Origin of the sequence: Gilvimarinus algae (assembly GCF_030518215.1) — a bacterium.
GTDB classification, from domain to species: Bacteria; Pseudomonadota; Gammaproteobacteria; order Pseudomonadales; family Cellvibrionaceae; genus Gilvimarinus; species Gilvimarinus algae.
This window is the reverse complement of the sequence record NZ_JAULRT010000062.1, coordinates 740,126-758,921: the sequence shown is the minus strand read 5'-3', so window position 1 is coordinate 758,921 and position 18,796 is coordinate 740,126. Positions and strand designations below refer to the sequence as shown.

General features: G+C 56.6%; 21 protein-coding genes and 1 pseudogene. 7 read left to right on the top strand and 15 right to left on the bottom strand.

Annotated features, from left to right (window positions below; genetic code table 11):
- Positions 1 to 13 precede the first annotated feature (13 nt).
- From era to lepA, 5 genes are all read right to left on the bottom strand, one after another.
- Positions 14 to 913, bottom strand: coding sequence for a GTPase Era (gene era, locus QWI16_RS18150; RefSeq protein ID WP_302715389.1), 900 nt, complete (start codon positions 911 to 913; stop codon positions 14 to 16).
- Between the two features lie 13 nt (positions 914 to 926).
- On the bottom strand, positions 927 to 1,592 hold the full coding sequence (rnc, locus tag QWI16_RS18145; RefSeq protein ID WP_302715611.1) for a ribonuclease III: 666 nt from the start codon (positions 1,590 to 1,592) through the stop codon (positions 927 to 929).
- An 11-nt stretch (positions 1,593 to 1,603) separates the two neighbouring features.
- A complete protein-coding gene (locus QWI16_RS18140; RefSeq protein ID WP_302715387.1) occupies positions 1,604 to 2,023 on the bottom strand; it encodes a DUF4845 domain-containing protein in 420 nt (139 codons plus the stop codon).
- Positions 2,024 to 2,086: 63 nt separating this feature from the next.
- On the bottom strand, positions 2,087 to 2,947 hold the full coding sequence (lepB, locus tag QWI16_RS18135; protein WP_302715385.1) for a signal peptidase I: 861 nt from the start codon (positions 2,945 to 2,947) through the stop codon (positions 2,087 to 2,089).
- A gap of 15 nt (positions 2,948 to 2,962) precedes the next feature.
- Positions 2,963 to 4,780: a translation elongation factor 4 gene (gene lepA, locus QWI16_RS18130; RefSeq protein ID WP_302715383.1), complete on the bottom strand. Its 1,818-nt coding sequence runs from the start codon at positions 4,778 to 4,780 to the stop codon at positions 2,963 to 2,965.
- A 206-nt stretch (positions 4,781 to 4,986) separates the two neighbouring features.
- On the opposite strand from lepA, the gene dapE reads away from it, so the two are divergent.
- Positions 4,987 to 6,129, top strand: coding sequence for a succinyl-diaminopimelate desuccinylase (gene dapE / locus QWI16_RS18125; RefSeq protein WP_302715381.1), 1,143 nt, complete (start codon positions 4,987 to 4,989; stop codon positions 6,127 to 6,129).
- A gap of 2 nt (positions 6,130 to 6,131) precedes the next feature.
- Here dapE and QWI16_RS18120 read toward each other — a convergent pair whose 3' ends face one another.
- Positions 6,132 to 6,965 carry a substrate-binding periplasmic protein gene (locus tag QWI16_RS18120; protein ID WP_302715380.1) on the bottom strand — a complete coding sequence of 278 codons (834 nt, stop codon included), beginning with the start codon at positions 6,963 to 6,965 and terminating at the stop codon, positions 6,132 to 6,134.
- 128 nt (positions 6,966 to 7,093) lie between these two features.
- Here QWI16_RS18120 and QWI16_RS18115 point away from each other — a divergent pair, with 128 nt between their 5' ends.
- Genes QWI16_RS18115 through QWI16_RS18105 form a run of 3 tightly spaced genes read left to right on the top strand, consistent with a single transcriptional unit; the run spans position 7,094 to position 9,832 of the window.
- Positions 7,094 to 8,308, top strand: a complete 1,215-nt coding sequence (locus tag QWI16_RS18115) for an MFS transporter (protein ID WP_302715378.1) — start codon at positions 7,094 to 7,096, stop codon at positions 8,306 to 8,308.
- 53 nt (positions 8,309 to 8,361) lie between these two features.
- A complete protein-coding gene (locus tag QWI16_RS18110; protein WP_302715375.1) occupies positions 8,362 to 9,123 on the top strand; it encodes a lipoprotein intramolecular transacylase Lit in 762 nt (253 codons plus the stop codon).
- Complete coding sequence (locus QWI16_RS18105; RefSeq protein WP_302715373.1) at positions 9,098 to 9,832, top strand: dienelactone hydrolase family protein; 735 nt, start codon at positions 9,098 to 9,100, stop codon at positions 9,830 to 9,832. Before QWI16_RS18110 ends, QWI16_RS18105 begins: the two co-directional genes overlap by 26 nt.
- Before the next feature lie 33 nt (positions 9,833 to 9,865).
- Here the strand turns inward: QWI16_RS18105 and ybiA are convergent, their stop codons facing one another.
- The gene (gene ybiA, locus QWI16_RS18100) at positions 9,866 to 10,342 is read right to left on the bottom strand and encodes a riboflavin biosynthesis intermediates N-glycosidase (protein ID WP_302715370.1); all 477 of its coding nucleotides are present in this window, start codon (positions 10,340 to 10,342) and stop codon (positions 9,866 to 9,868) included.
- A gap of 45 nt (positions 10,343 to 10,387) precedes the next feature.
- Positions 10,388 to 10,558: pseudogene (locus tag QWI16_RS18770) on the bottom strand (protein adenylyltransferase SelO family protein); the annotation flags it as partial.
- 443 nt (positions 10,559 to 11,001) lie between these two features.
- Here QWI16_RS18770 and QWI16_RS18095 point away from each other — a divergent pair.
- Positions 11,002 to 11,757 (top strand): proteasome-type protease, encoded by a 756-nt coding sequence (locus QWI16_RS18095; protein WP_302715368.1) that lies wholly within the window; start codon positions 11,002 to 11,004, stop codon positions 11,755 to 11,757.
- On the opposite strand, the gene QWI16_RS18090 is transcribed toward QWI16_RS18095, so the two are convergent.
- From QWI16_RS18090 to QWI16_RS18075, 4 genes are all read right to left on the bottom strand, one after another.
- Positions 11,717 to 12,733 carry a zinc-binding metallopeptidase family protein gene (locus tag QWI16_RS18090; RefSeq protein ID WP_302715366.1) on the bottom strand — a complete coding sequence of 339 codons (1,017 nt, stop codon included), beginning with the start codon at positions 12,731 to 12,733 and terminating at the stop codon, positions 11,717 to 11,719. The two genes, QWI16_RS18095 and QWI16_RS18090, sit on opposite strands and share 41 nt — an antisense overlap.
- Positions 12,730 to 13,683: an alpha-E domain-containing protein gene (locus QWI16_RS18085; protein ID WP_302715364.1), complete on the bottom strand. Its 954-nt coding sequence runs from the start codon at positions 13,681 to 13,683 to the stop codon at positions 12,730 to 12,732. The genes QWI16_RS18090 and QWI16_RS18085 overlap by 4 nt, the downstream gene beginning before the upstream one ends.
- Entirely contained in the window at positions 13,683 to 15,131 is a 1,449-nt protein-coding gene (locus QWI16_RS18080) for a circularly permuted type 2 ATP-grasp protein (RefSeq protein WP_302715362.1), read from the bottom strand. The genes QWI16_RS18085 and QWI16_RS18080 overlap by 1 nt, the downstream gene beginning before the upstream one ends.
- 87 nt (positions 15,132 to 15,218) lie before the next feature.
- A complete protein-coding gene (locus QWI16_RS18075) occupies positions 15,219 to 15,887 on the bottom strand; it encodes a 2OG-Fe(II) oxygenase (RefSeq protein WP_302715361.1) in 669 nt (222 codons plus the stop codon).
- A 125-nt stretch (positions 15,888 to 16,012) separates the two neighbouring features.
- On the opposite strand from QWI16_RS18075, the gene QWI16_RS18070 reads away from it, so the two are divergent.
- Positions 16,013 to 16,276 (top strand): hypothetical protein, encoded by a 264-nt coding sequence (locus QWI16_RS18070; RefSeq protein WP_302715360.1) that lies wholly within the window; start codon positions 16,013 to 16,015, stop codon positions 16,274 to 16,276.
- 11 nt (positions 16,277 to 16,287) lie between these two features.
- Here the strand turns inward: QWI16_RS18070 and QWI16_RS18065 are convergent, their stop codons facing one another.
- The gene (locus tag QWI16_RS18065) at positions 16,288 to 17,097 is read right to left on the bottom strand and encodes a class I SAM-dependent methyltransferase (protein ID WP_302715358.1); all 810 of its coding nucleotides are present in this window, start codon (positions 17,095 to 17,097) and stop codon (positions 16,288 to 16,290) included.
- Between the two features lie 73 nt (positions 17,098 to 17,170).
- Positions 17,171 to 17,818, bottom strand: coding sequence for a YiaD family glycine zipper/OmpA-like lipoprotein (locus QWI16_RS18060; protein ID WP_302715357.1), 648 nt, complete (start codon positions 17,816 to 17,818; stop codon positions 17,171 to 17,173).
- 168 nt (positions 17,819 to 17,986) lie between these two features.
- Between QWI16_RS18060 and QWI16_RS18055 the strand changes: the two genes are divergently transcribed.
- Positions 17,987 to 18,490, top strand: a complete 504-nt coding sequence (locus tag QWI16_RS18055; protein ID WP_302715355.1) for a leucine-rich repeat domain-containing protein — start codon at positions 17,987 to 17,989, stop codon at positions 18,488 to 18,490.
- A gap of 3 nt (positions 18,491 to 18,493) precedes the next feature.
- Here the strand turns inward: QWI16_RS18055 and QWI16_RS18050 are convergent, their stop codons facing one another.
- Positions 18,494 to 18,757 (bottom strand): PilZ domain-containing protein, encoded by a 264-nt coding sequence (locus QWI16_RS18050; protein WP_302715354.1) that lies wholly within the window; start codon positions 18,755 to 18,757, stop codon positions 18,494 to 18,496.
- Between the last annotated feature and the right edge of the window lie 39 nt (positions 18,758 to 18,796).

The following is an 18,796-nucleotide window of genomic DNA, read 5'->3' as shown; positions in this document are numbered from 1 at the left end:
CAGCCGCGGGCAATTACAGGTCGTCATAACCAAGGCTGCGCAGAGCCCGTTCGTCATCGGACCAGCCTGACTTTACCTTGACCCAGAGTCGCAACATGACCTTGCCGTCCAGCAAAGCTTCTATATCAAGGCGCGCCTGCTGACCAATCTGCTTGATGCGATCGCCCTGATTGCCAATCAAAATCCGCTTTTGGCCGTCGCGCTCCACCAAAATCAAGGCGCCGATGTGCAGGGTTTTACCGTCGTGCTTGTACTCTTCGATCTCCACCGCCATTTGGTGCGGCAATTCGTCACCGAGCTGCCGGGTGATTTTTTCCCGGATAATCTCGGCCACCATAAATCTCGCCGAGCGATCGGTGAACTGATCATCATCGTAAAAGTGCGGCCCTTCAGGCAGATAGTTGAGGATTATGTCTTGCAACCTGTCCAGATTAATACCGCGCAGGGCCGACAGGGGAATAATCTCATCGGCACCCAGACGCGCCGAAAGTGACTGTAAATGCGGCAGGAGCGCATTTTTGTCGTCGATCTTATCGACCTTGTTCACCGCCAGAATCACCGGAGAGCCGGCTTGTTCAAGCTGACGGGCGACCATCTCGTCCTCTTCGGTCCAGGCGAGACGGTCCACCACAAAAATAACCAGATCCACGTCTTTCATGGCCGAGCCAGCCGCGCGGTTCATATAGCGATTAATAGCTCTTGGCTCGTGCTTGTGCAGACCAGGGGTGTCAACGAAGACAATTTGATCTCGCCCTTCGGTTTTGATTCCGGTCACATTGTTGCGGGTGGTCTGGGGCTTGCGGGAGGTGATGCTGACTTTCTGGCCGAGCATATGATTCAGCAGTGTGGATTTACCCACGTTCGGCCGGCCGACAATGGCCACAAATCCGCAACGACTCACCTGTTCTGACATTTTCTACTCCCGCTTACGCCACACCCAGGCGCTTGAGCACCTGCGCGGCCGATTTTTTCTCTGCCACTCGTCGGCTGCTGGCGCGGGCTCGCTCAGGAGTGGGTAACAAGCTCACATGGCACTCCACAGTAAACACCTGCGCGTGTGCCTCACCTTCAACCTCCGCCACACGGTATTCCGGCAGCGGCTCGCGGCGCGACTGCAGATACTCCTGCAAACGCGTCTTGGCATCTTTGGCCGGAGTATCCAGCGTCAAGCTCGCAAGCCGCTCGCGGTACCAGTGCAGCACCCGCTCGCGGCAGGTATCTAGCCCAGCCTCGAGATAAATCGCCCCGATAATCGCTTCCACGGCATCGGCGAGAATCGAGTCGCGCCTCTGTCCACCGCTTTTTAACTCGCCCTCGCCGAGCTTAAGGCACTCTCCCAGCTCGAATTCCCGGGCGATTTCCGCAAGGGTGTCACCTTTGACCAGTTGCGCCCGCAAGCGGCTAAGCTGGCCCTCGCGTGCGGTTTCAAATTTCTCGAACAGTGCCTCGCCGATCAAAAAGTTCAAAATGGAGTCTCCAAGAAACTCCAGACGCTCGTTATTGTCGGCACCTACGCTGCGGTGACTGAGCGCAAGCTGAAGGCTTTCAGGGCGTCCAAATTCATACCCAAGACGCCGCTGCAACCGCTTCATTAAAATCTCGCTCACGGCTTCTCCGCTTCGGGCGGCGGTTCGCAACACTGATCGGGATTGCTGCTATCGAGCACGTTGTGAAAGCTCATAACAACATCAATATTGGCGATCAGAGGAACACGGGTTTCATATTGGTTAACAATGACGATACCCTTGCTGTTTTGAATAAATTCAAGCTCTTTAGCGCCCGGACTGCGCACACTGTTAATTGAAAAGTAGCTTTCGAGTTTTCGAGTTATCTCAGCTCGACTCATCCTTTTTAGCGACTCTTCATTGTTTTCCGCAAGCGCTTTTAACCCATTAACTATGTAATAGTTTTCTAAATACACAGGGGTGAGTTTGGCAGCGCACATACAGGCAAAAACCACCACGATAATCACCAGTAACCAGCCAATAGAGGATAACCCACGTTGTGAAGAGTCTGTACGCATAATGCAATCCTTAGCACCTCAGTGCTCTGATCAGAGTGGTATCAGTATAGATGTTGCACCCGGTTACTCAATGGCCCCTGCCCGATCGAAGCTCGGCAGACTGAACAATGAGTCCCAGTGCATCCAGACGGCCACCGCTTTGCCAACGATATGGTCCTCGGGAACAAACGGATCATCCCAGCCACGGCTGTCAAAGCTGTTATCGCGGTTATCGCCCATCATAAAATAGTGCCCCTCGGGTACACGCCAGGCGCCTCGCCGGCTGTACTGACCGGGGCGCAAATACTTGCGGGCGGTAAACTCGTGCTCGCCAAGGCGCTCCTCGGTCAGGCGATATTGCGGCGCCTGCGGCGGCAAGACGGCTTGCAAGGTCTCTGGCACAGGCTCTCCATTCACATAGAGCCTGTGATCAACATAGCGAATCTCGTCACCGGGCAGCCCCACTACCCGCTTAATGTAGTAAGTGTCGGGCAGATGCGGCGGGAAAAACACCATCACATCACCGCGCTCGGGGTCATTAATAGGAATAATTTTCTTGTTGATCACCGGTAGGCGTATACCGTAGGTGTATTTGTTGACCAGGATAAAATCACCGATATCCAAGGTCGGCTCCATAGAGCCCGAGGGTATCTGAAAGGGTTCGGCAACAAACGAGCGCAGCACAAACACCACCAGCAACACTGGAAAGAAAGACTTGCTGTACTCGACCAGCACGGGCTCGCGCTCAGCTGCGGCGACCGCCTGGAAATAAAGCTTGCGGTTTTCGCTGTGCTCCTCGCCGAGGTCGACACCGTCAAACTGCGCTTTGGCACTGGCCACTGCCCGGCGCCGGGGACCGGCCAAGACCAGCGCATCAAATAACCAGATGAGTCCGGTAACAAAAACCCCAATCGTCAAAATCAGGGGCAGGTTAATGTTTCCCATGCCTACGCCTTGTGTTTAGTTGTCCACCTGAAGCACGGCAAGGAAAGCGGATTGCGGAATTTCCACATTGCCCACCTGTTTCATGCGCTTTTTACCTTCTTTTTGCTTTTGCAGCAGTTTTTTCTTACGCGAAGCATCGCCACCGTAACACTTGGCCGTAACGTTTTTGCGCAGCGCCTTAACGGTGGTGCGGGCAATGATACTGCCGCCAATAGCCGCCTGAATCGCCACATCGAACATCTGCCGGGGAATCAACTCTTTCATTTTCTCGGTCAGGTTGCGGCCAATACTCTGAGCGTGGTCGCGATGAACAATCAGGGCCAGAGCATCGACCCGGTCGCCATTGATCAGCACATCCAGGCGTACCAACTTCGCCGCTTCAAAGCGGGAGAAGCTGTAATCGAGTGACGCAAAGCCCCGGCTCACCGACTTGAGCCGGTCGAAGAAGTCCAGCACCACCTCGTTCATGGGCATGTCGTAACGCACAGACACCTGCGAGCCCATGTAGTGCATGTCGCGCTGAACGCCACGCTTTTCCACACACAATGTAATCACAGCGCCAAGGTGCTCCTGGGGCACCAGAATATTGGCCTCGACGATCGGCTCACGCATCTCTTCGATCAGGCCGGGCTCTGGCAAGGACGAAGGGTTATCCACGTAGATGGTCTCGCCTTTGGTGGTCACCACCTCGTACACCACCGTCGGAGCCGTGGTAATCAAATCCAGGTCGTATTCCCGCTCTAGCCGCTCCTGAATAATTTCCATGTGGAGCATACCCAGAAAACCGCAGCGAAAGCCAAATCCCAGCGCATCGGAACTTTCAGGTTCGAAAAACAGCGAGGCGTCGTTCAGCGTCAGCTTTTGCAGCGCCTCTCGGAAATTTTCAAAATCGTCGGAGATGACGGGGAACATACCGGCGTAGACCTGCGGCTTAACTTTCTGAAAGCCGGGTAACGCCGCTGTATCAGGGAACTGACTGGAGATAATCGTATCGCCTACAGGTGCACCTTGAATGTCTTTGATTCCGGCAACCACAAAACCCACTTCACCGGCACGCAGCTCCTTGAGCTGAGTCAGTTTGGGGTTAAAGACACCCACGTTATCCACCACGTGGGCCTTGCCGATGGACTTGGTCACAATTTTGTCTTTCACCCGCAGCGTGCCCTGTTTGACCCGCACCAGCGAGACCACCCCCAGGTAGTTATCAAACCAGGAGTCGATAATCAGCGCCTGCAAGGGCGCGTTGATATCGCCCACAGGCGGCGGCACCAAGCGCACCAACTCTTCGAGCACATCTTCGATACCCAGCCCCGATTTCGCGCTGCAGCGCACGGCTTCGGTAGCGTCAATGCCGATGACATCTTCAATTTCCTGGGCGACCCGATCGGGCTCTGCCTGGGGCAAGTCCATTTTATTCAGTACCGGAATAACTTCCAGACCCTGCTCAATGGCGGTGTAACAGTTTGCTACCGACTGGGCCTCAACGCCCTGAGCCGCATCAACCACCAAAAGGGCACCCTCACAGGCGGACAGCGAGCGGGAGACCTCGTAGGAAAAGTCCACGTGCCCGGGCGTGTCGATAAAATTCAGCTGGTAGTTGACGCCATCGCGCGCCTTGTACTTGAGCGTGACACTCTGAGCCTTGATGGTGATGCCCCGCTCGCGCTCAATGTCCATGGAGTCGAGCACCTGCTGGGCCATCTCGCGGTCGGTCAGACCACCGCAGAGCTGGATAAAGCGATCGGCAATAGTGGACTTGCCATGATCGATGTGCGCGATAATGGAAAAGTTTCGTATATGACTGATTTCTATAGGATTAATGCTATCTGACATTCTGTCTCAACTCATGGATGCACCGGCTGTGTACATCGCGAAAACCATCTGGCGCAAGGCCGGCACCGACCGTCTTGCAAAGCGGGCAAGTGTAGCCTATTTGCAAGGTCCATGCTATGCACAGCGCCCGGCTTTCGCGCCGCCTGGCGGTATTTGATAGAATCGCCGCCACCGTAACCCCGCCCAACGCACTCAGGTAAAAAACCATGACTGACCCCAACAGCAGCCCCACACTCTCTCTGGCTTGCGACCTTATTGCCAGAGCCTCGGTTACTCCCGAAGACGCCGGCTGCCAAGCACTGATGACCCAGCGTCTGGAGCGCATTGGCTTTCGGGTAGAACATCTGCGGTTTGGCGAGGTTGATAACTTCTGGGCGGTGCGAGGCAATGCCGGCCCCATTCTTGTGTTCGCGGGCCATACCGATGTAGTGCCCACTGGGCCTGAAACGCAGTGGCAGCACCCGCCTTTCGAACCTCAGGTTATCGAGGGCATGCTGTGTGGCCGCGGCGCCGCCGACATGAAAGGCTCTCTTGCCGCCATGGTGGTCGCTTGCGAGCAATTCGTCGCTCAACACCCCGACCACTCGGGCCGTATTGGCTTTTTGATCACCAGCGATGAAGAGGGCCCCGCCGACAATGGCACGGTAAAAGTCGTTGAATGGCTGCAATCGCAGGGAGAGCCGATCGACTGGTGTATTGTCGGCGAGCCATCGAGCACCAATAAACTGGGGGATGTGATTAAGAATGGCCGCCGGGGTTCGCTGGGAGCTGAGTTGACTGTGCACGGGGTGCAGGGGCATGTGGCCTACCCACACTTGGCCGATAACCCGATACACGCCCTGGCCCCGGCTCTGGCTGAATTGGCAGCGACACAATGGGATCAGGGTAACGACTTTTTCCCGGCGACCAGTTTTCAGGTGTCCAATATTCAGGCGGGAACCGGGGCCACCAATGTCATACCCGGCAAAGCCCATGTGGTGTTCAACTTCCGCTTTTCCACCGAGGTGACTGAACAGCAGTTGCGCGAGCGCACAGAGGCGATTTTCGCCCGCCACCGGCTCAAGTACGACATTCTCTGGAAGCTCAGTGGCCAGCCCTTCCTCACGGCCAAGGGCTCACTGGTAGAGGCGGTGGTCAAAGCTGTGCAAGAGACCACGGGCACTCTGCCTGAGCTGTCCACCAGTGGCGGCACCTCCGATGGACGCTTTATCGCCCCAACCGGCGCTCAGGTGGTTGAGCTTGGACCGGTCAATGCCACTATCCACAAGGTGGACGAGCGAATCAGCGCGCAGGATCTGGAGCTGCTGACCCAGTGCTATCAAAAAGTGCTCGAGAACCTGCTGACCTAAACCTATTGCGCTACAGGTTGAGGAGAAGACTGCAAGGGAATCACCCGCCGCTGGCCCCGCTGCAACTCTTCCCGGGCCCAGCGGAATCTAGGAATACTGTCGATCAGTGCGTCCACCTCCCCGTCAGCGCGGGCCCGCTCAAGCCCGAGCAGAATTCGCTCGGCGATGCGATCGTCCCCCTTGCGCACAAAAAAGTAAATGTGGTTGGGATAGCTCAGCATTAAGTCACTCTCGATGGCCAGATCGAGCTCTGGGTACATACCCACTTCAGAGATAATCTGGTAGATGCCCCGCGGGAAATAGTCAAAGCGCCCTGCAGCCAGCATGCGAAACAATTGTGGATAGCCAGTGGCCGTCACCATGGGCAGTTCGTTGCTCTCAAGAACCCGCACTCCCGGCCACTGGGCACCCACTCCGGCGGTCAGTTGACGCAACTGCGCGAGCGAGCTGATAGAGGAAAACCGCTGCTGTTCGCCGCTGCGAATCAGCAGTAAACGATACTGACTGAGTTCCCCTAACAGAGAGACGGGCACCGCCTGAAGACGAGCGTCCTCCAGGCTCACCGATGTATGCCAGAGCAGATCCACACCGCCCTGCACCAGTGCCGCCTTGAGCCGGTCATCCACCATGACCACTTCGGGTTGGCGCAACTCGTAATCGCCAAATTCAGGGCGGGTTTTGTCCAATGCCAATGTCAGCAGCCGGGTAAAATAATAACTGTCGTGATCGATCTTATCCGAGTCGTAGGACGGCACAGTCAAAATCTGCGCACCATTGGCAAGTGCGGCTAGGCACAGCCAACAGATGATTCCTACCCACCACTTTGTTATTTTCATTATTGCCACGTCTGTAACTGTCAGTCACTTCGCTTTCAGTATAGGCGACTGCGCGCCACGTTTCCGCCAATCACCACCACTGTTATACTATACCTTTTGCGCGCACCTCTCGCCTAAGCAGGACTTCCTTGAAACAGTACACTCACTTTATTCGGCAAAACTGGGCTCTGCTCGGGTTTGGTTTTATCAGTATTTTCTGGGGCAACTTTGGCCAGTCATTTTTTATCAGCTGGTACGGCACCAGCATTCAAGCTTCCCTCGGCTTAAGCGCAGCGGCCTATGGCAGCCTCTACTCCGCCGCAACCCTGGCGAGCGCTCTGACCATTGTTGCCCTGGGCGCGCTGGTGGATCGCTGGCCGCTCGAGCGCTTTACCGCGGCAGTAGGTGCTGGGCTGACACTCGCCTGCCTGCTGATGGCCCTGAGCATCCACCCGGCTGTCTTGCTCTTGGGCTTTTATCTGTTGCGCCTGTGCGGCCAAGGGCTCCTGCCCCACGCGGCGCAAACCACCATGGCGCGTTATTTTGATAACCACCGCGGCAAGGCATTGAGCCTGTCAGCCAGTGGCGTGCCCGTCGGAGAAATACTGCTGCCGCTGATTGCTGTGGCGTTGATTGGGCTGATTGGCTGGCGCGGCAGCTGGATGATTCTCGCCGTGACCGTGCCTCTTATCTACCTGCCCCTCAGCCTCTGGCTGCTGCGCCGCTCACCGCACAATACCGCGGCAACACCTGGGGCGGCTCAGGCACCCGGGGCCATCAGCAAAGGGCGCCGCGATATGCTCACCGATTACCGCTTTTGGCTGGCGCTGCCGGCGGTACTCGCGGCACCGTTTTTGGTAACCGGAATTTTTATCCAGCAGGGTTTTATCCTCGAGCAAAAAGTCTGGGACCCTCTCTGGCTGGCCAGCTGTTTTGTGGTCTATGGCATTGCTCACTGGCTGAGCTCGATTTTCGCCGGCGTTTTGGTGGACTGGTTCAGCGCTCGCAAACTGCTGCCGTTTATGCTCGCCCCGCTGATCGGCGCCCTGGCTGTTCTCGCGTACCTGGACGGCTACTGGATAGCGCCAGTGTTTATGGCGCTGCTTGGCGCGTCCATTGGCGTAGCCAGCCCGATTATCGGCGCGCTCTGGGCTGAGGTTTATGGCACAGGCAAACTCGGCTCGATCCGCTCGTTAATGACCGCGTTTATGGTCTTCTCTACCGCCGCCTCGCCCGTGTTGTTTGGCGCGCTCATCGATCGCGGCACTAGCCTGCCCGCGCTCTTTGGCAACAGCGCGCTCGGTACTTTCTTGGCGGCCGTTCTGGTTTGTTTCTCCTATCCGAGGAGCACGTCCCGCGGTTGACACCCATCGGGGCATTGCTATGATCGAGCAGTTGTTGTCACAAGGAGCCCGCTGTGCACGCCCGATACCTGCTATGGCCCGCGTTTTTTATCGGCCAGTTTCTCAGTTGCGGCTTTCTCGCCTGGCACCTTTTGGCCCAGGTAGACTTCGCCTACCCTCAGGCTTATGAATTGCTGAATATAGACCGGCACATCGAAGAGTTTGGTCCTCAAAATCGCTATCGCCGAGGCTTTGCCGACACTGACAAGCAAGCGCATCTGAGCTTGTTTGGTCAAATTAACGACGCCATACATCACAAACCCGAAGCTCTCGCCGATATCCGATTTGCCCCTGACGGCGGCAAAACCCAGACACTGCTGCGCGAACCGGAAGTGGTCCACTTGCAAGACGTAGCCAGATTGATCAACGGAGTCTATACGCTAGGCTGGTTTTCGCTCGGGCTCACGGCACTAACGATGGGGGCATTACTCTGGCGTCGGGGCCCACTGCCGAGGCCCTTGCGAGTACTGACAGGCGTAGTCGGCGCGCTGAGTTTGCTGATAGCCGCGGTGTTTGTCATTGGGCCTAAGCGCGTGTTCTACACCCTACATACGTGGGTTTTCCCCCCTGAGCACCCCTGGTTTTTTTATTACCAGGACTCACTGATGACCACCCTGATGAAAGCGCCCGACCTGTTTGGCTTTATCGCCATTATTCTTCTGAGCCTTTGGCTTTTGCTATGGAGCATCAGCCTCTGGCTGTTCGTGCGTCTGTGGCGCGTCATCCCCTTCCACCACACGAGAAAATCGAATGATTATTCAGCAAGAGCAGATTGATCTGGCCACGGCAAAAGGTCCGATGCGCACCTATATCTACCGCCCGGCAGCCGAGGGCAGTTACGCCACGGTGATCTTCTATTCGGAAATTTTCCAGCAAACCGCGCCCATTGCCCGTTCGGCCGCTATGCTGGCCGGACACGGCTTTGTTGTGCTGGTGCCGGAAGTTTTTCACGAGCTGAACCCCATAGGTACGGTGCTAGCTTATGACGATCAGGGCAAAGACAAAGGCAACCGGGATAAATTTACCAAACCACTGGTCGACCACGATGCCGATACCCAGGCAATGATCGATTTCGTCCAAGCAGCGCCCTATTGCAGCGGCCGGGTGGGGGCCATGGGTGTCTGTATCGGCGGCCACCTGGCCTTCCGGGCAGCGCTGAACCCCAGGATCGGCGCGGCCGCTTGCCTCTACGCCACGGATTTACACTCCAACACACTGCCCGCAGCGCCAAGTGATCAAACTCTGGCACGCGCCGGCGATGTCAAAGGCGAGCTGTTGATGATTTGGGGCCGCCAGGACCCGCACGTCCCCGACGAGGATCGCGCCTTGATCAACCGCCATCTGCGCGAGGCTAACTGCCTGTTCAGCTGGCACGAATTCAATGGCCAACACGCCTTTATGCGCGATGAGGGCGAGCGCTATGATCCAGAGCTCGCCTTGAACTGCTATCGTTTGAGTGTGGATTTGTTTCGGCGCGCGCTTTAGCGCGCCCGGTGAATAGCGTCAACTAAGCAACCATTACTCTGTCTCGGGCGAGGCGTCAATATCCGCCAGCTTTCGCCGGATTTCCATCAGAATTTTTCCGTAAGTGTTGGTGCCGCGCTTATCCCGGCCACAGCCCCAGAAGTAGTCGTACTGGCTGTCTTCGACCAACAACAGATCGCCGGTTTCCAGTAGGGCTTTCGCCCGCTCCGGATAGGTGCGCATTTGGATATAGAGCGCGCGAGTCATCAGCGTGGGGCGCAATTGCCTCCAGTCCTTGCGCCGCTTTTTAAACCAGCCTTTGCCCGCCCTTCTGGCGTCCTCAGGGGCGGCCAATTGCCGAACCCGATCCCGCTCACTGGCACTGGCCAGCTGCATGGCCTGAAAGTAGTGCTCAACGCTCGGCCACTGTTGCCCCTCTAGCTCAAAAGGCTTCACCGCCAGGCGGCTGAATGGGTGTGTGGGATCGTCCATGGAAAACACATATTTGGGTGTGATGTCGACGCTGAACATACAATCTCTTTGAGGTAGGTGGCGCAAGCGCCGTGTTTGGGCCTGTTAACAGGTCTCTGAGGCAAGGCCCCATCTTGCCTCAGTGCTTGGGTGGTGGGTACCCCCATGGTGCAGCGCCTTGCGACAGAGAAACTCTCGAACCGAGGAGCGCAGTGCGACCAGGCCGTCGGCGTGAAAGAGATAGGGTGTCCGGCCGGCCTCTCTCAACTGCCGGGCCCAGTGCTTCCCCTGGCAAGCTCACCGATGTTGATCGCCCGCCCCCCAGCTCGCGGGCCCGGTGACCAAACTAGCGGCCACCTTAGCACATGGCGTACGGCGCCATGCCAGCCAGCGGCCGCCGTAGGGTCTTTAGCCGCCGCTGGTGAATAGCAGGCGCCGAAGACTGGCGGGGAAGCTTCACTACGATCGGCCGGGAGCTCGCGCCCAGAGCCGTTATAGAGCACTCGTCTTGCGTCGAGCTGGCTAAAAACAGGCATCATCAAGCGGTTTCGCTGCATAAACCCCGACTCTCGCTTCCAGCCCCTTGCCCTGTGGGGCCTAGAGCGGGAGCGGGTCGGCAGCCCAAACCCGGCTGTCGCCTATTTCTTCGAGCTGCGCTTGACGCGCCGGACGTTCGAACTTACTCTAAGCCACCATTTTAAGGTTCAGCTGTACCCTCTATGACCTATTGCGTTGCCATCACCATGGACGCCGGTTTGGTGTTCTGCTCCGACTCCCGCACCAATGCCGGAGTGGACCAAGTCAGCACCTACGGCAAGATGTACCATTACAGCGTCCGCGGCGAGCGCGATTTCATCGTTCTTTCGGCGGGTAACCTGGCGACCACCCAGGCGGTGGTATCGCAGATCAAGCGTGATATCCGCGACAACGCAGCCACCAGCCTAAAGACCCTGCCTGATATTGCCGAGGCTGCCAGCTACTTGGGTGAAATCAGCCGACAGGAGCAGGACAAGCACGTCAGCGTGGGTGGCCCCAACGGCGGTACCAGCTTTGAGGCTAGCTTTATCATCGGTGGCCAGGTGGCGGGCGACAAACCCCGCCTCGCGATGGTCTATCCCCAAGGCAACCATATCACCACCTCCAAGGACACTCCCTACCTGCAAATTGGCGAGAGCAAATACGGCAAGCCGATTCTCGATCGCATCCTCTCGGCAGGTACCACCTTGGAAAATGCGGCACGCTGCGCCCTGGTGTCCATGGACTCCACCATGCGCAGTAATCTCACCGTGGGGCCGCCCATCGAACTTGGTATTTACCCGGCCGACAGCTTCGCGCTGACCCGTTTTCGCTTCGACGATGACGACGACTATTTGCGCGCGCTGAAAAAAGCCTGGGACAAATACCTGATTGAGGCCTTCGACCGCCTGCCCTCTCTCAACTGGTCAGATTCCGTATCACACGATGAACAAGGTTGAGCTTGTCTCGAACCGCCGGCGTGATGACAAAAGGGTAGGCATCGGCCAGGCCCATACTGCGATTCAAGGCATTCAGGCCCACCGATAGCTCCAGCCACTCAGACAAAATCGCGTCCATATCACCCGGCTCAGCATCGCGGCTGATCAAGCCGAAGGTTGTCGCCGTCTCCAGGGTGTCAACAATATGCAGGTAGTGGGCCCAGGTTTCCGCCCAGTCTTCCAGCGGGTGGGCCTGGGCATAGTTACTGATGTAAGCCTTGTGCCAATCGGCGCTCGGGGACAGTGCATAGTAGCGATTCAACGCCTCACCGTAATCGGTTTGTGGATCGCCGAACAAGGTTTCAAAGGATTCCCGCCACTGGCTGTCCGCCACCAGAATTTCGTAGTAGTAGTGGCCAATTTCATGACGAAAATGGCCGAGTATGGTGCGGTAATGCTCACCCAATTCTTCACGCACTCGTTCACGGTAGAGGTCATCAGCCTCAGCAAGATTGATGGTAATCAATCCACTTTTGTGACCAGTGGCAATAAAACTCTCAGCCATATCAGGATTAGTGCGGGCATCCTCTAAAAACGCAAACGCCAGATTCACGCCGCGATTATTGGCTGGGGTCAAAGCCAAGCCAAGAGACAAGAGCGAATAGAGCAGGTGGCGCTTGGCCTCCTCCAGCTTGATCCAGCGGCCAATGTTCTCAGCACCGCTCAGATCCGGCACCGTACGGTTCAAACGGCAGGAGATGCAGTAAGGCTTGTGCTCCCCTTCCGGCAACAGCCAATTGCAGGCCCCATAGTCGCGCTGGTTGCGACAGTAGCGAAACCGCTTACCATCACTGTCATCCACTCGCCAGGCGCCCTCGACTCGAAGCGACCGCATTTGAAGACGCTGAGGGTCAAAACCAAGGCTGAGTCCACAGTTCAAACAGCGACTATTGTGAAAGAAAACCCGGGCCCCGCACTGACAGTGAAAATCCCTCACGAGGCAACCTGCACCTCAGGCAAAAACCAAGTAGCAGCGACGACTTGGTGAATGGAGGCGATCTCCGCTTGCACGTTATCGATATAGTCGTGCAATCCATCGTCGATCAGCACGGTAAAGTCGGCGGTCTTCAGCTGCCGCCGGACACTGGCGAGCACACGGAGCACCTCATCATTATTGGGCAGGCGGGCCACGCAATCGGCCAACTCGCCCAGGCAGTGCTCGACCGCCCGCGGAAACAGCGGATCCTGAAACAGGTACATCACCACATCCTCGGCATTGACGCGATCGAGCACATGTTGGCGATACATTTGATAACCGCTGAGCGAGCGCAACACACTCATCCACAAAATATTGGCATAGGGCTCATTACTGCTGTTGTCTTCATAAGCGCGCGGCAAAATACGGCTCGCCCCCACATCGACAATGCGCGAGGTCATATCGGCGCGCTCAAGATTGCGCCCCAGGCGAATAAAGCTGTAGGCATCGTTCTGGCTCATGCAACCTGCCAACATGCCGGTAAACTGCTGGACACGACTGATCACCGCCTCCAACAAAATATGTCGCTCCCGACGGGCAGTCCCTCTGGCAAGGTTTTCTTTCAGATACCAGTACAAATCGTTGATCAACTCGTAAATTTCTGAGGGCATCACCTCGCGCGTAATCCGCGCATTTTCCCGCGCATAGGTGATAGCGCTGATCAAAGAACAGGGGTTATTGGTATCGGCCAGCATAAACCGCATGACAGCGCGCTCATCGGCGTTGTCAGTGTCTTTTTGAAAGAAATCGCCACCGCCACTGATGTCCACCAAAGTGCCCCAGCCGACGCTGACCCCCCTCGGCAAGTCGAGCAGCAGCTTGGTGTTGACATTGATCAACCGGGCGGCATTTTCGCACCGCTCCATATAGCGGCTCATCCAGTAAATTCGCTCCGCAACACGAGACAGCATTATTTGCCCTCCTCTACCACGACCCAGGTATCCTGACTACCGCCGCCTTGCGACGAGTTAACCACGTAAGACCCTTTGCGCATAGCCACGCGCGTCAAGCCGCCTGCGGTAACAGAACTGGTGCGCCCCTGCAAAACAAAAGGCCGCAAGTCGATATGCCTGGGCTCGGCGTTCTTGGTACCAATAATGGGCGTTGTCGACAATGAAATAAGCGGTTGCGCCATATAGTTGCGCGGTGCTGCCTTGATTCGGGCCGCGAATTCTTCGCGCTCTTTTTTGCTTGCCTGCGGTCCGATCAGCATTCCGTAACCGCCGGATTCGTTGGCGGGTTTAACCACCAGCTTGTCCAGGTTGGCCAATACGTGATCGCGCTGCTTTTTGTCGATACACAGATAACTGGGCACATTGGGCAGTATGGGGTCTTCCCCGAGGTAGTATTTGATCATTTGCGGGACAAAGGTATAGATGACTTTGTCGTCGGCCACTCCAGCACCTGGTGCATTAGCGATCGCGACATTGCCTTTGAGCCAGGCGCGCATTAAACCTGGGACACCAAGCACCGAGTCCGGGTTAAACATTTGCGGATCGAGAAACAGATCATCAATGCGCCGGTAGATCACATCCACCGGCGCCAGCCCGCCAATGGTACGCATAAACACATGATCGTCTTCCACCACCAGATCGCTGCCCTCCACCAGCTCTACCCCCATCTGCTGGGCGAGATAGGAATGCTCAAAGTAGGCGGAGTTATAAATTCCCGGAGTTAGCACCACCACTTCCGGAAATTCTAAGGGTCTCGGTGAGATAGCGGCGAGAGTGTCGAACAGTTGATTCGGGTACTCGGTAACCGGCAGGATGTTATGGTTTTCAAACAGCTCAGGGAAAATTCGCTTGGTGACTTTGCGATTTTCCAGCATGTAGGAGACGCCAGAGGGCACCCGCAGATTGTCCTCCAGCACATAGAAGCGCCCGTCTTTATCGCGAATCAGATCACTGCCGCAAATATGAGCCCAGACACCAAACGCGGGCTTCATGCCGACACATTCCGGGCGAAAGTTTACCGAGTCTGCCAGCAACTCCGCTGGCAGCACTTTATCCCTAACGATTTTTTGGTCGTTGTAGATATCGTTGATAAAGCAGTTGAGCGCCTGTAGGCGTTGGATCAGCCCTTTTTCCGTGTGAAGCCATTCGCGCTGGGCAATAACCCGCGGGATAATATCGAAGGGCCACGCCCGGTCAATATTGCCGGCCTCGGAGTAGACCGTGAAGGAAATACCCATGGTCTTGATTGCAAGCTCGGCGGAGAGCTTGCGCTCGGCGATGTCATCGCCGGTCAAACTGGCGAGGTACTTGGCCAGCTGTCGGGACACTTTGCGCGGGTGACCCGGAGAGCTGATCAGTTCGTCGTAAAATTCACCACTGTCGTAGTCGCGCCAATCAATCTGCATGAACTCTCCCTCTGGCGATGATCGTTCTCAAGCTCCAGCATAAGTCAGGCCAGATCGAAGCGCAATTACATCCCCCAAACGAGAATTCTATTCCGGTGGGTCAACCACGCCGGCGGTATTGGTGTTGACACGGAACCAGCCGGCGATACTGTATCGCTCCCGCGTCGCGGGCAAGACCTCGTGCGGAAAATCCTCGCTGAGAAACACCACCAGGCGCCCTGCAAGGGGCACTACCCGCTGCAAAACCGCATCATCTGCCCTAGTGTAGAGCACAAGCTCACCACCGGCGTAGCAATCCCACTGGGTATTGAGGTAGAGAACGGTGGAGAGCACCCGGTTCGAGCGACCCTTGAAGGCGTCCAGGTGCTTTTTGTAAAAAGTGCCTACGGGATAGAAAGCCAAATGACTTTCATAGTCAAACAGCCCCATAAACAATCTCTGGTTGAGTCCGATCTGAATCTGGCCCATGATGCCAAGAAAGCGTGTAGCCGCCAGAGACTGCCCCTCTAGCCAGCAAATTCGGTCTCCGCGAATGTCTCTGGCTACGGTAAAGGCTTGGTCGCGGCCGATACCGGCGGTCTTAAATTGGCAATCCGGGCGGTCAAACTCGGTGCGCAGGCTCTGTATCAGCAGCGGGTCAAACAGATCATCAACGACCGCGTAGCCCTCGCTTACAAGCGCATCGGCCAACTGATCGAGCACGGACTCGGCAACGGTAGAGTCTGGTGGGTGTTGATCGATCTGTGGCAGTCTCACTGAACGCTCCTCGGCTTGGACAGCCGTGCTTATACCGCCGGCCAGCCAGCAAGGCAAGCGCTTTTTTCAGGCTAACAGTTTACCCATGGCCGTCAACGGCCCCCTGTGAGAGAACGAATAAACCCATGTCATTCAAGCACCGACTGGAACACCTAAGCCAGGAGCCTCTAGAGCAGAGCTTCAAAAAATTCCGCTTGGGCGCCGCCATTTTTTTTTGCGGCATGTTGGTGGTTTACCTGGCGGCCAAAGTGCTGACCCCCTCGCTTGCGCAAGAGTGGGTAACCCTGGCTGGCCTAGTGTTGGTGGGGCTTGGCTTCGGCCTTGCCCTACTCGCCCAGGCGCGCATGCTACTGGCCCGGCTGTTGCGTTTTTGGAAGAAGCCTGAGTAAAGCCGACGGCCTTACTCCTGAGTATCGTTCAAGCTGTCGGGAAGTTTTTTCAGAGTGTAAATATCATAACGGCTGGTTTTTCCCTCGAGCCTGTAGCTCGGCGCCCTATTGGCCAAATCGGGTGCCTTGCGCGGCCTCTTGACCACCACCCGGTAGCGGGCGGCCACCAGCGCACTCGCCAGCAGCTCGTCGGCGTCAGCGTCTGCCCCCACCAAACTGTGAAAAGCTTTCATTTCCTTTTTCACTTCGGCCGACTTCTGCCGCTGGGGGAACATAGGGTCCAGATACACCACATCGACAGAGTGTTCAGCGCTTGCCATGCTCAGGCGGGAATCAACCTCAAGGAGCTGCATGCGCGCCACAATAGCGACAACTGCTGGGTCCTGCGCCTGCCTGGCCCTGTCCAGACCATCGGCTAAGAGCGCAAATACCGCAGGTGAGCGCTCAAAGAGACGAACCTGGCAGCCGAGCGTTGCCAGCACAAAGGCATCGCGACCAAGTCCGGCCGTCGCATCCAGCACCAGGGGTTTAACGCGGGCCTGCACCCCTACAGCCTTGGCAATCATCTGACCCTTGCCACCGCCAAACTGTCGCCGGTGATTGACCGCACCAGAGACAAAATCGGCGCGCACGGCGCCTGGGGCCTTGGGGCCTGTGGCCATCAAACTGAGGCCAGTTGCCTCAAACAGCAGGGCGAATTCAGGCTCGGCCAGATCAGCCGGGCTGACGTCAAACAGAAGAGAGGCCCCCATAACGCTCGCCAGCCGAGCGCCGGCTGAGCGCTGCTCGGGATGATTACAAATAACAACGGGCGGAGTCATAAAGCGATTGTCCTGCCTAATATCGCCCGCCCGGGCAATCAGGGGCGGCTTAAAACCGCCCAGTTTAGCAGAATCAACGCGGCACCAGATCAATTTCCACCCGGCGGTTTTGTGCCCGGCCGGCGCTGGAAGAATTGCTGGCAACCGGGTAGCGCGGGCCATAGCCAACGGCGTTCATACGGCCATAATCGACCTTGCGCTGGCCCAGATAATCGCGCACGCTCTGGGCCCGGCGCTCGCTGAGAAGCTGGTTGTAACTGTCAGCGCCGGTGGAGTCGGTATGTCCGGCAATATTGACGTTGGTTTCTTTGTATTCTGCCAATACCAGTGCCACTGAATCCAACACATCATGGAACTCGGGGCGGATTCTGTATTGGTCGGTTTCAAAGGTGATGTTGCCCGGCATAATCAGCGAAATGGTATTGCCTTCGCGACGTACCTGGACACCACTGCCCTGCAATTTATTGCGTAGCTCGGTTTCCTGGCGATCCATATAATGCCCTACACCGCCGCCAATGGCGCCACCCGCCACGGCACCGGTGAGGGCGCCCTTGCCACGATCTTTTTTGCTGGACGAGGCAACGCCAACCGCTGCACCGGCAACGGCACCGATCACCGCGCCGGTGGTGGCATTGGACGTTTTCTTCTCACCCGTGTAGGGATCGGTGGTCGCACAACCGCTTAAAGCAACTAAAGTAAAAATGGCAACAAACTGTTTCATATTGACTCCTGACAACTGGCCAATGATTCTCGGCCCGTAATGCTATACCATTGAGCGGCAAAGTGTTTCGCCTGCTGTCACAAATTACAGGAAATGGCTTAACCGAAACTGAATTCAGCCTGACACTTATTGCGACTGTCAGGCCTCCCGGCACTGAGACCGCACCTCATGAAAATAGCTCCCTGGACCTTTCTTACCTGCCTTTTAATCGGCTGCAAGGGCTACGATGTTTCCGTCAACGACCGCGTTGTGTATACCCCCAAGCCCCTCTTAAGCGACTATGCCGTAGAGGATCGCAATCTGGATGTCTGTCTGGCGCAAACCATCAAAGATCACAAAGTTACCCAGGTGGCAGAGCTCACCCGCCTGCGTTGCACGCACGCGGGTATCGAGACCCTGGCGGGGCTACAAAAATTCTACGCCCTGACTGAGCTGGACTTGTCCGATAACAAGATTACCGACATCACCGCAGTCGCCAACCTGGGTAAACTGCGCACACTGATTCTCGAAAACAACGCTATTGAAAATACGGCGCCGCTACTGAACTTGATCAATCTGACGGATCTTAATCTTGCCGGGAACCCGGCAGCCGGGTGTGCCGACCTGCTGCAACTCGAAACTTCCATTGACGAAAACCGGGGCAAGACAAGCTTGCCAGAGCATTGTCAGTAGCTATCAGACAGCAAAGGTCAGACCCACTATGTTGCGAAACTGGCGGACCACTCGCATTTTGACAGGCTCTGAGTTGATAGGCCCCACCACTTTGCGGAACAGCACATCGACAACGGTGCCGACTGGCGGGTTGGGCTGGTTGTCAATGACGACCTGGGCACCACCGTCGGAGATATCGGTGGTAAAGCCGACGATGGTGCCGATGCCCGGATGGGTCATTTCGACGCGGATACTGCGACTGGTGCGTTCGTGCTGACGACGTTCCATTGCAGCCAAGGCTCCTCTATAGGCTGTGGGAGTCTCGCT

What these genes read in the sequence shown, in the direction of transcription:
- era (WP_302715389.1), bottom strand. Translation starts at nt 913, where the DNA reads ATGTCAGAACAGGTGAGTCGTTGCGGATTTGTGGCCATTGTCGGCCGG.
- rnc (WP_302715611.1), bottom strand. Translation starts at nt 1,592, where the DNA reads ATGAAGCGGTTGCAGCGGCGTCTTGGGTATGAATTTGGACGCCCTGAA.
- QWI16_RS18140 (WP_302715387.1), bottom strand. Translation starts at nt 2,023, where the DNA reads ATGCGTACAGACTCTTCACAACGTGGGTTATCCTCTATTGGCTGGTTA.
- lepB (WP_302715385.1), bottom strand. Translation starts at nt 2,947, where the DNA reads ATGGGAAACATTAACCTGCCCCTGATTTTGACGATTGGGGTTTTTGTT.
- lepA (WP_302715383.1), bottom strand. Translation starts at nt 4,780, where the DNA reads ATGTCAGATAGCATTAATCCTATAGAAATCAGTCATATACGAAACTTT.
- dapE (WP_302715381.1), top strand. Translation starts at nt 4,987, where the DNA reads ATGACTGACCCCAACAGCAGCCCCACACTCTCTCTGGCTTGCGACCTT.
- QWI16_RS18120 (WP_302715380.1), bottom strand. Translation starts at nt 6,965, where the DNA reads ATGAAAATAACAAAGTGGTGGGTAGGAATCATCTGTTGGCTGTGCCTA.
- QWI16_RS18105 (WP_302715373.1), top strand. Translation starts at nt 9,098, where the DNA reads ATGATTATTCAGCAAGAGCAGATTGATCTGGCCACGGCAAAAGGTCCG.
- ybiA (WP_302715370.1), bottom strand. Translation starts at nt 10,342, where the DNA reads ATGTTCAGCGTCGACATCACACCCAAATATGTGTTTTCCATGGACGAT.
- QWI16_RS18095 (WP_302715368.1), top strand. Translation starts at nt 11,002, where the DNA reads ATGACCTATTGCGTTGCCATCACCATGGACGCCGGTTTGGTGTTCTGC.
- QWI16_RS18085 (WP_302715364.1), bottom strand. Translation starts at nt 13,683, where the DNA reads ATGCTGTCTCGTGTTGCGGAGCGAATTTACTGGATGAGCCGCTATATG.
- QWI16_RS18080 (WP_302715362.1), bottom strand. Translation starts at nt 15,131, where the DNA reads ATGCAGATTGATTGGCGCGACTACGACAGTGGTGAATTTTACGACGAA.
- QWI16_RS18070 (WP_302715360.1), top strand. Translation starts at nt 16,013, where the DNA reads ATGTCATTCAAGCACCGACTGGAACACCTAAGCCAGGAGCCTCTAGAG.
- QWI16_RS18065 (WP_302715358.1), bottom strand. Translation starts at nt 17,097, where the DNA reads ATGACTCCGCCCGTTGTTATTTGTAATCATCCCGAGCAGCGCTCAGCC.
- QWI16_RS18060 (WP_302715357.1), bottom strand. Translation starts at nt 17,818, where the DNA reads ATGAAACAGTTTGTTGCCATTTTTACTTTAGTTGCTTTAAGCGGTTGT.
- QWI16_RS18055 (WP_302715355.1), top strand. Translation starts at nt 17,987, where the DNA reads ATGAAAATAGCTCCCTGGACCTTTCTTACCTGCCTTTTAATCGGCTGC.
- QWI16_RS18050 (WP_302715354.1), bottom strand. Translation starts at nt 18,757, where the DNA reads ATGGAACGTCGTCAGCACGAACGCACCAGTCGCAGTATCCGCGTCGAA.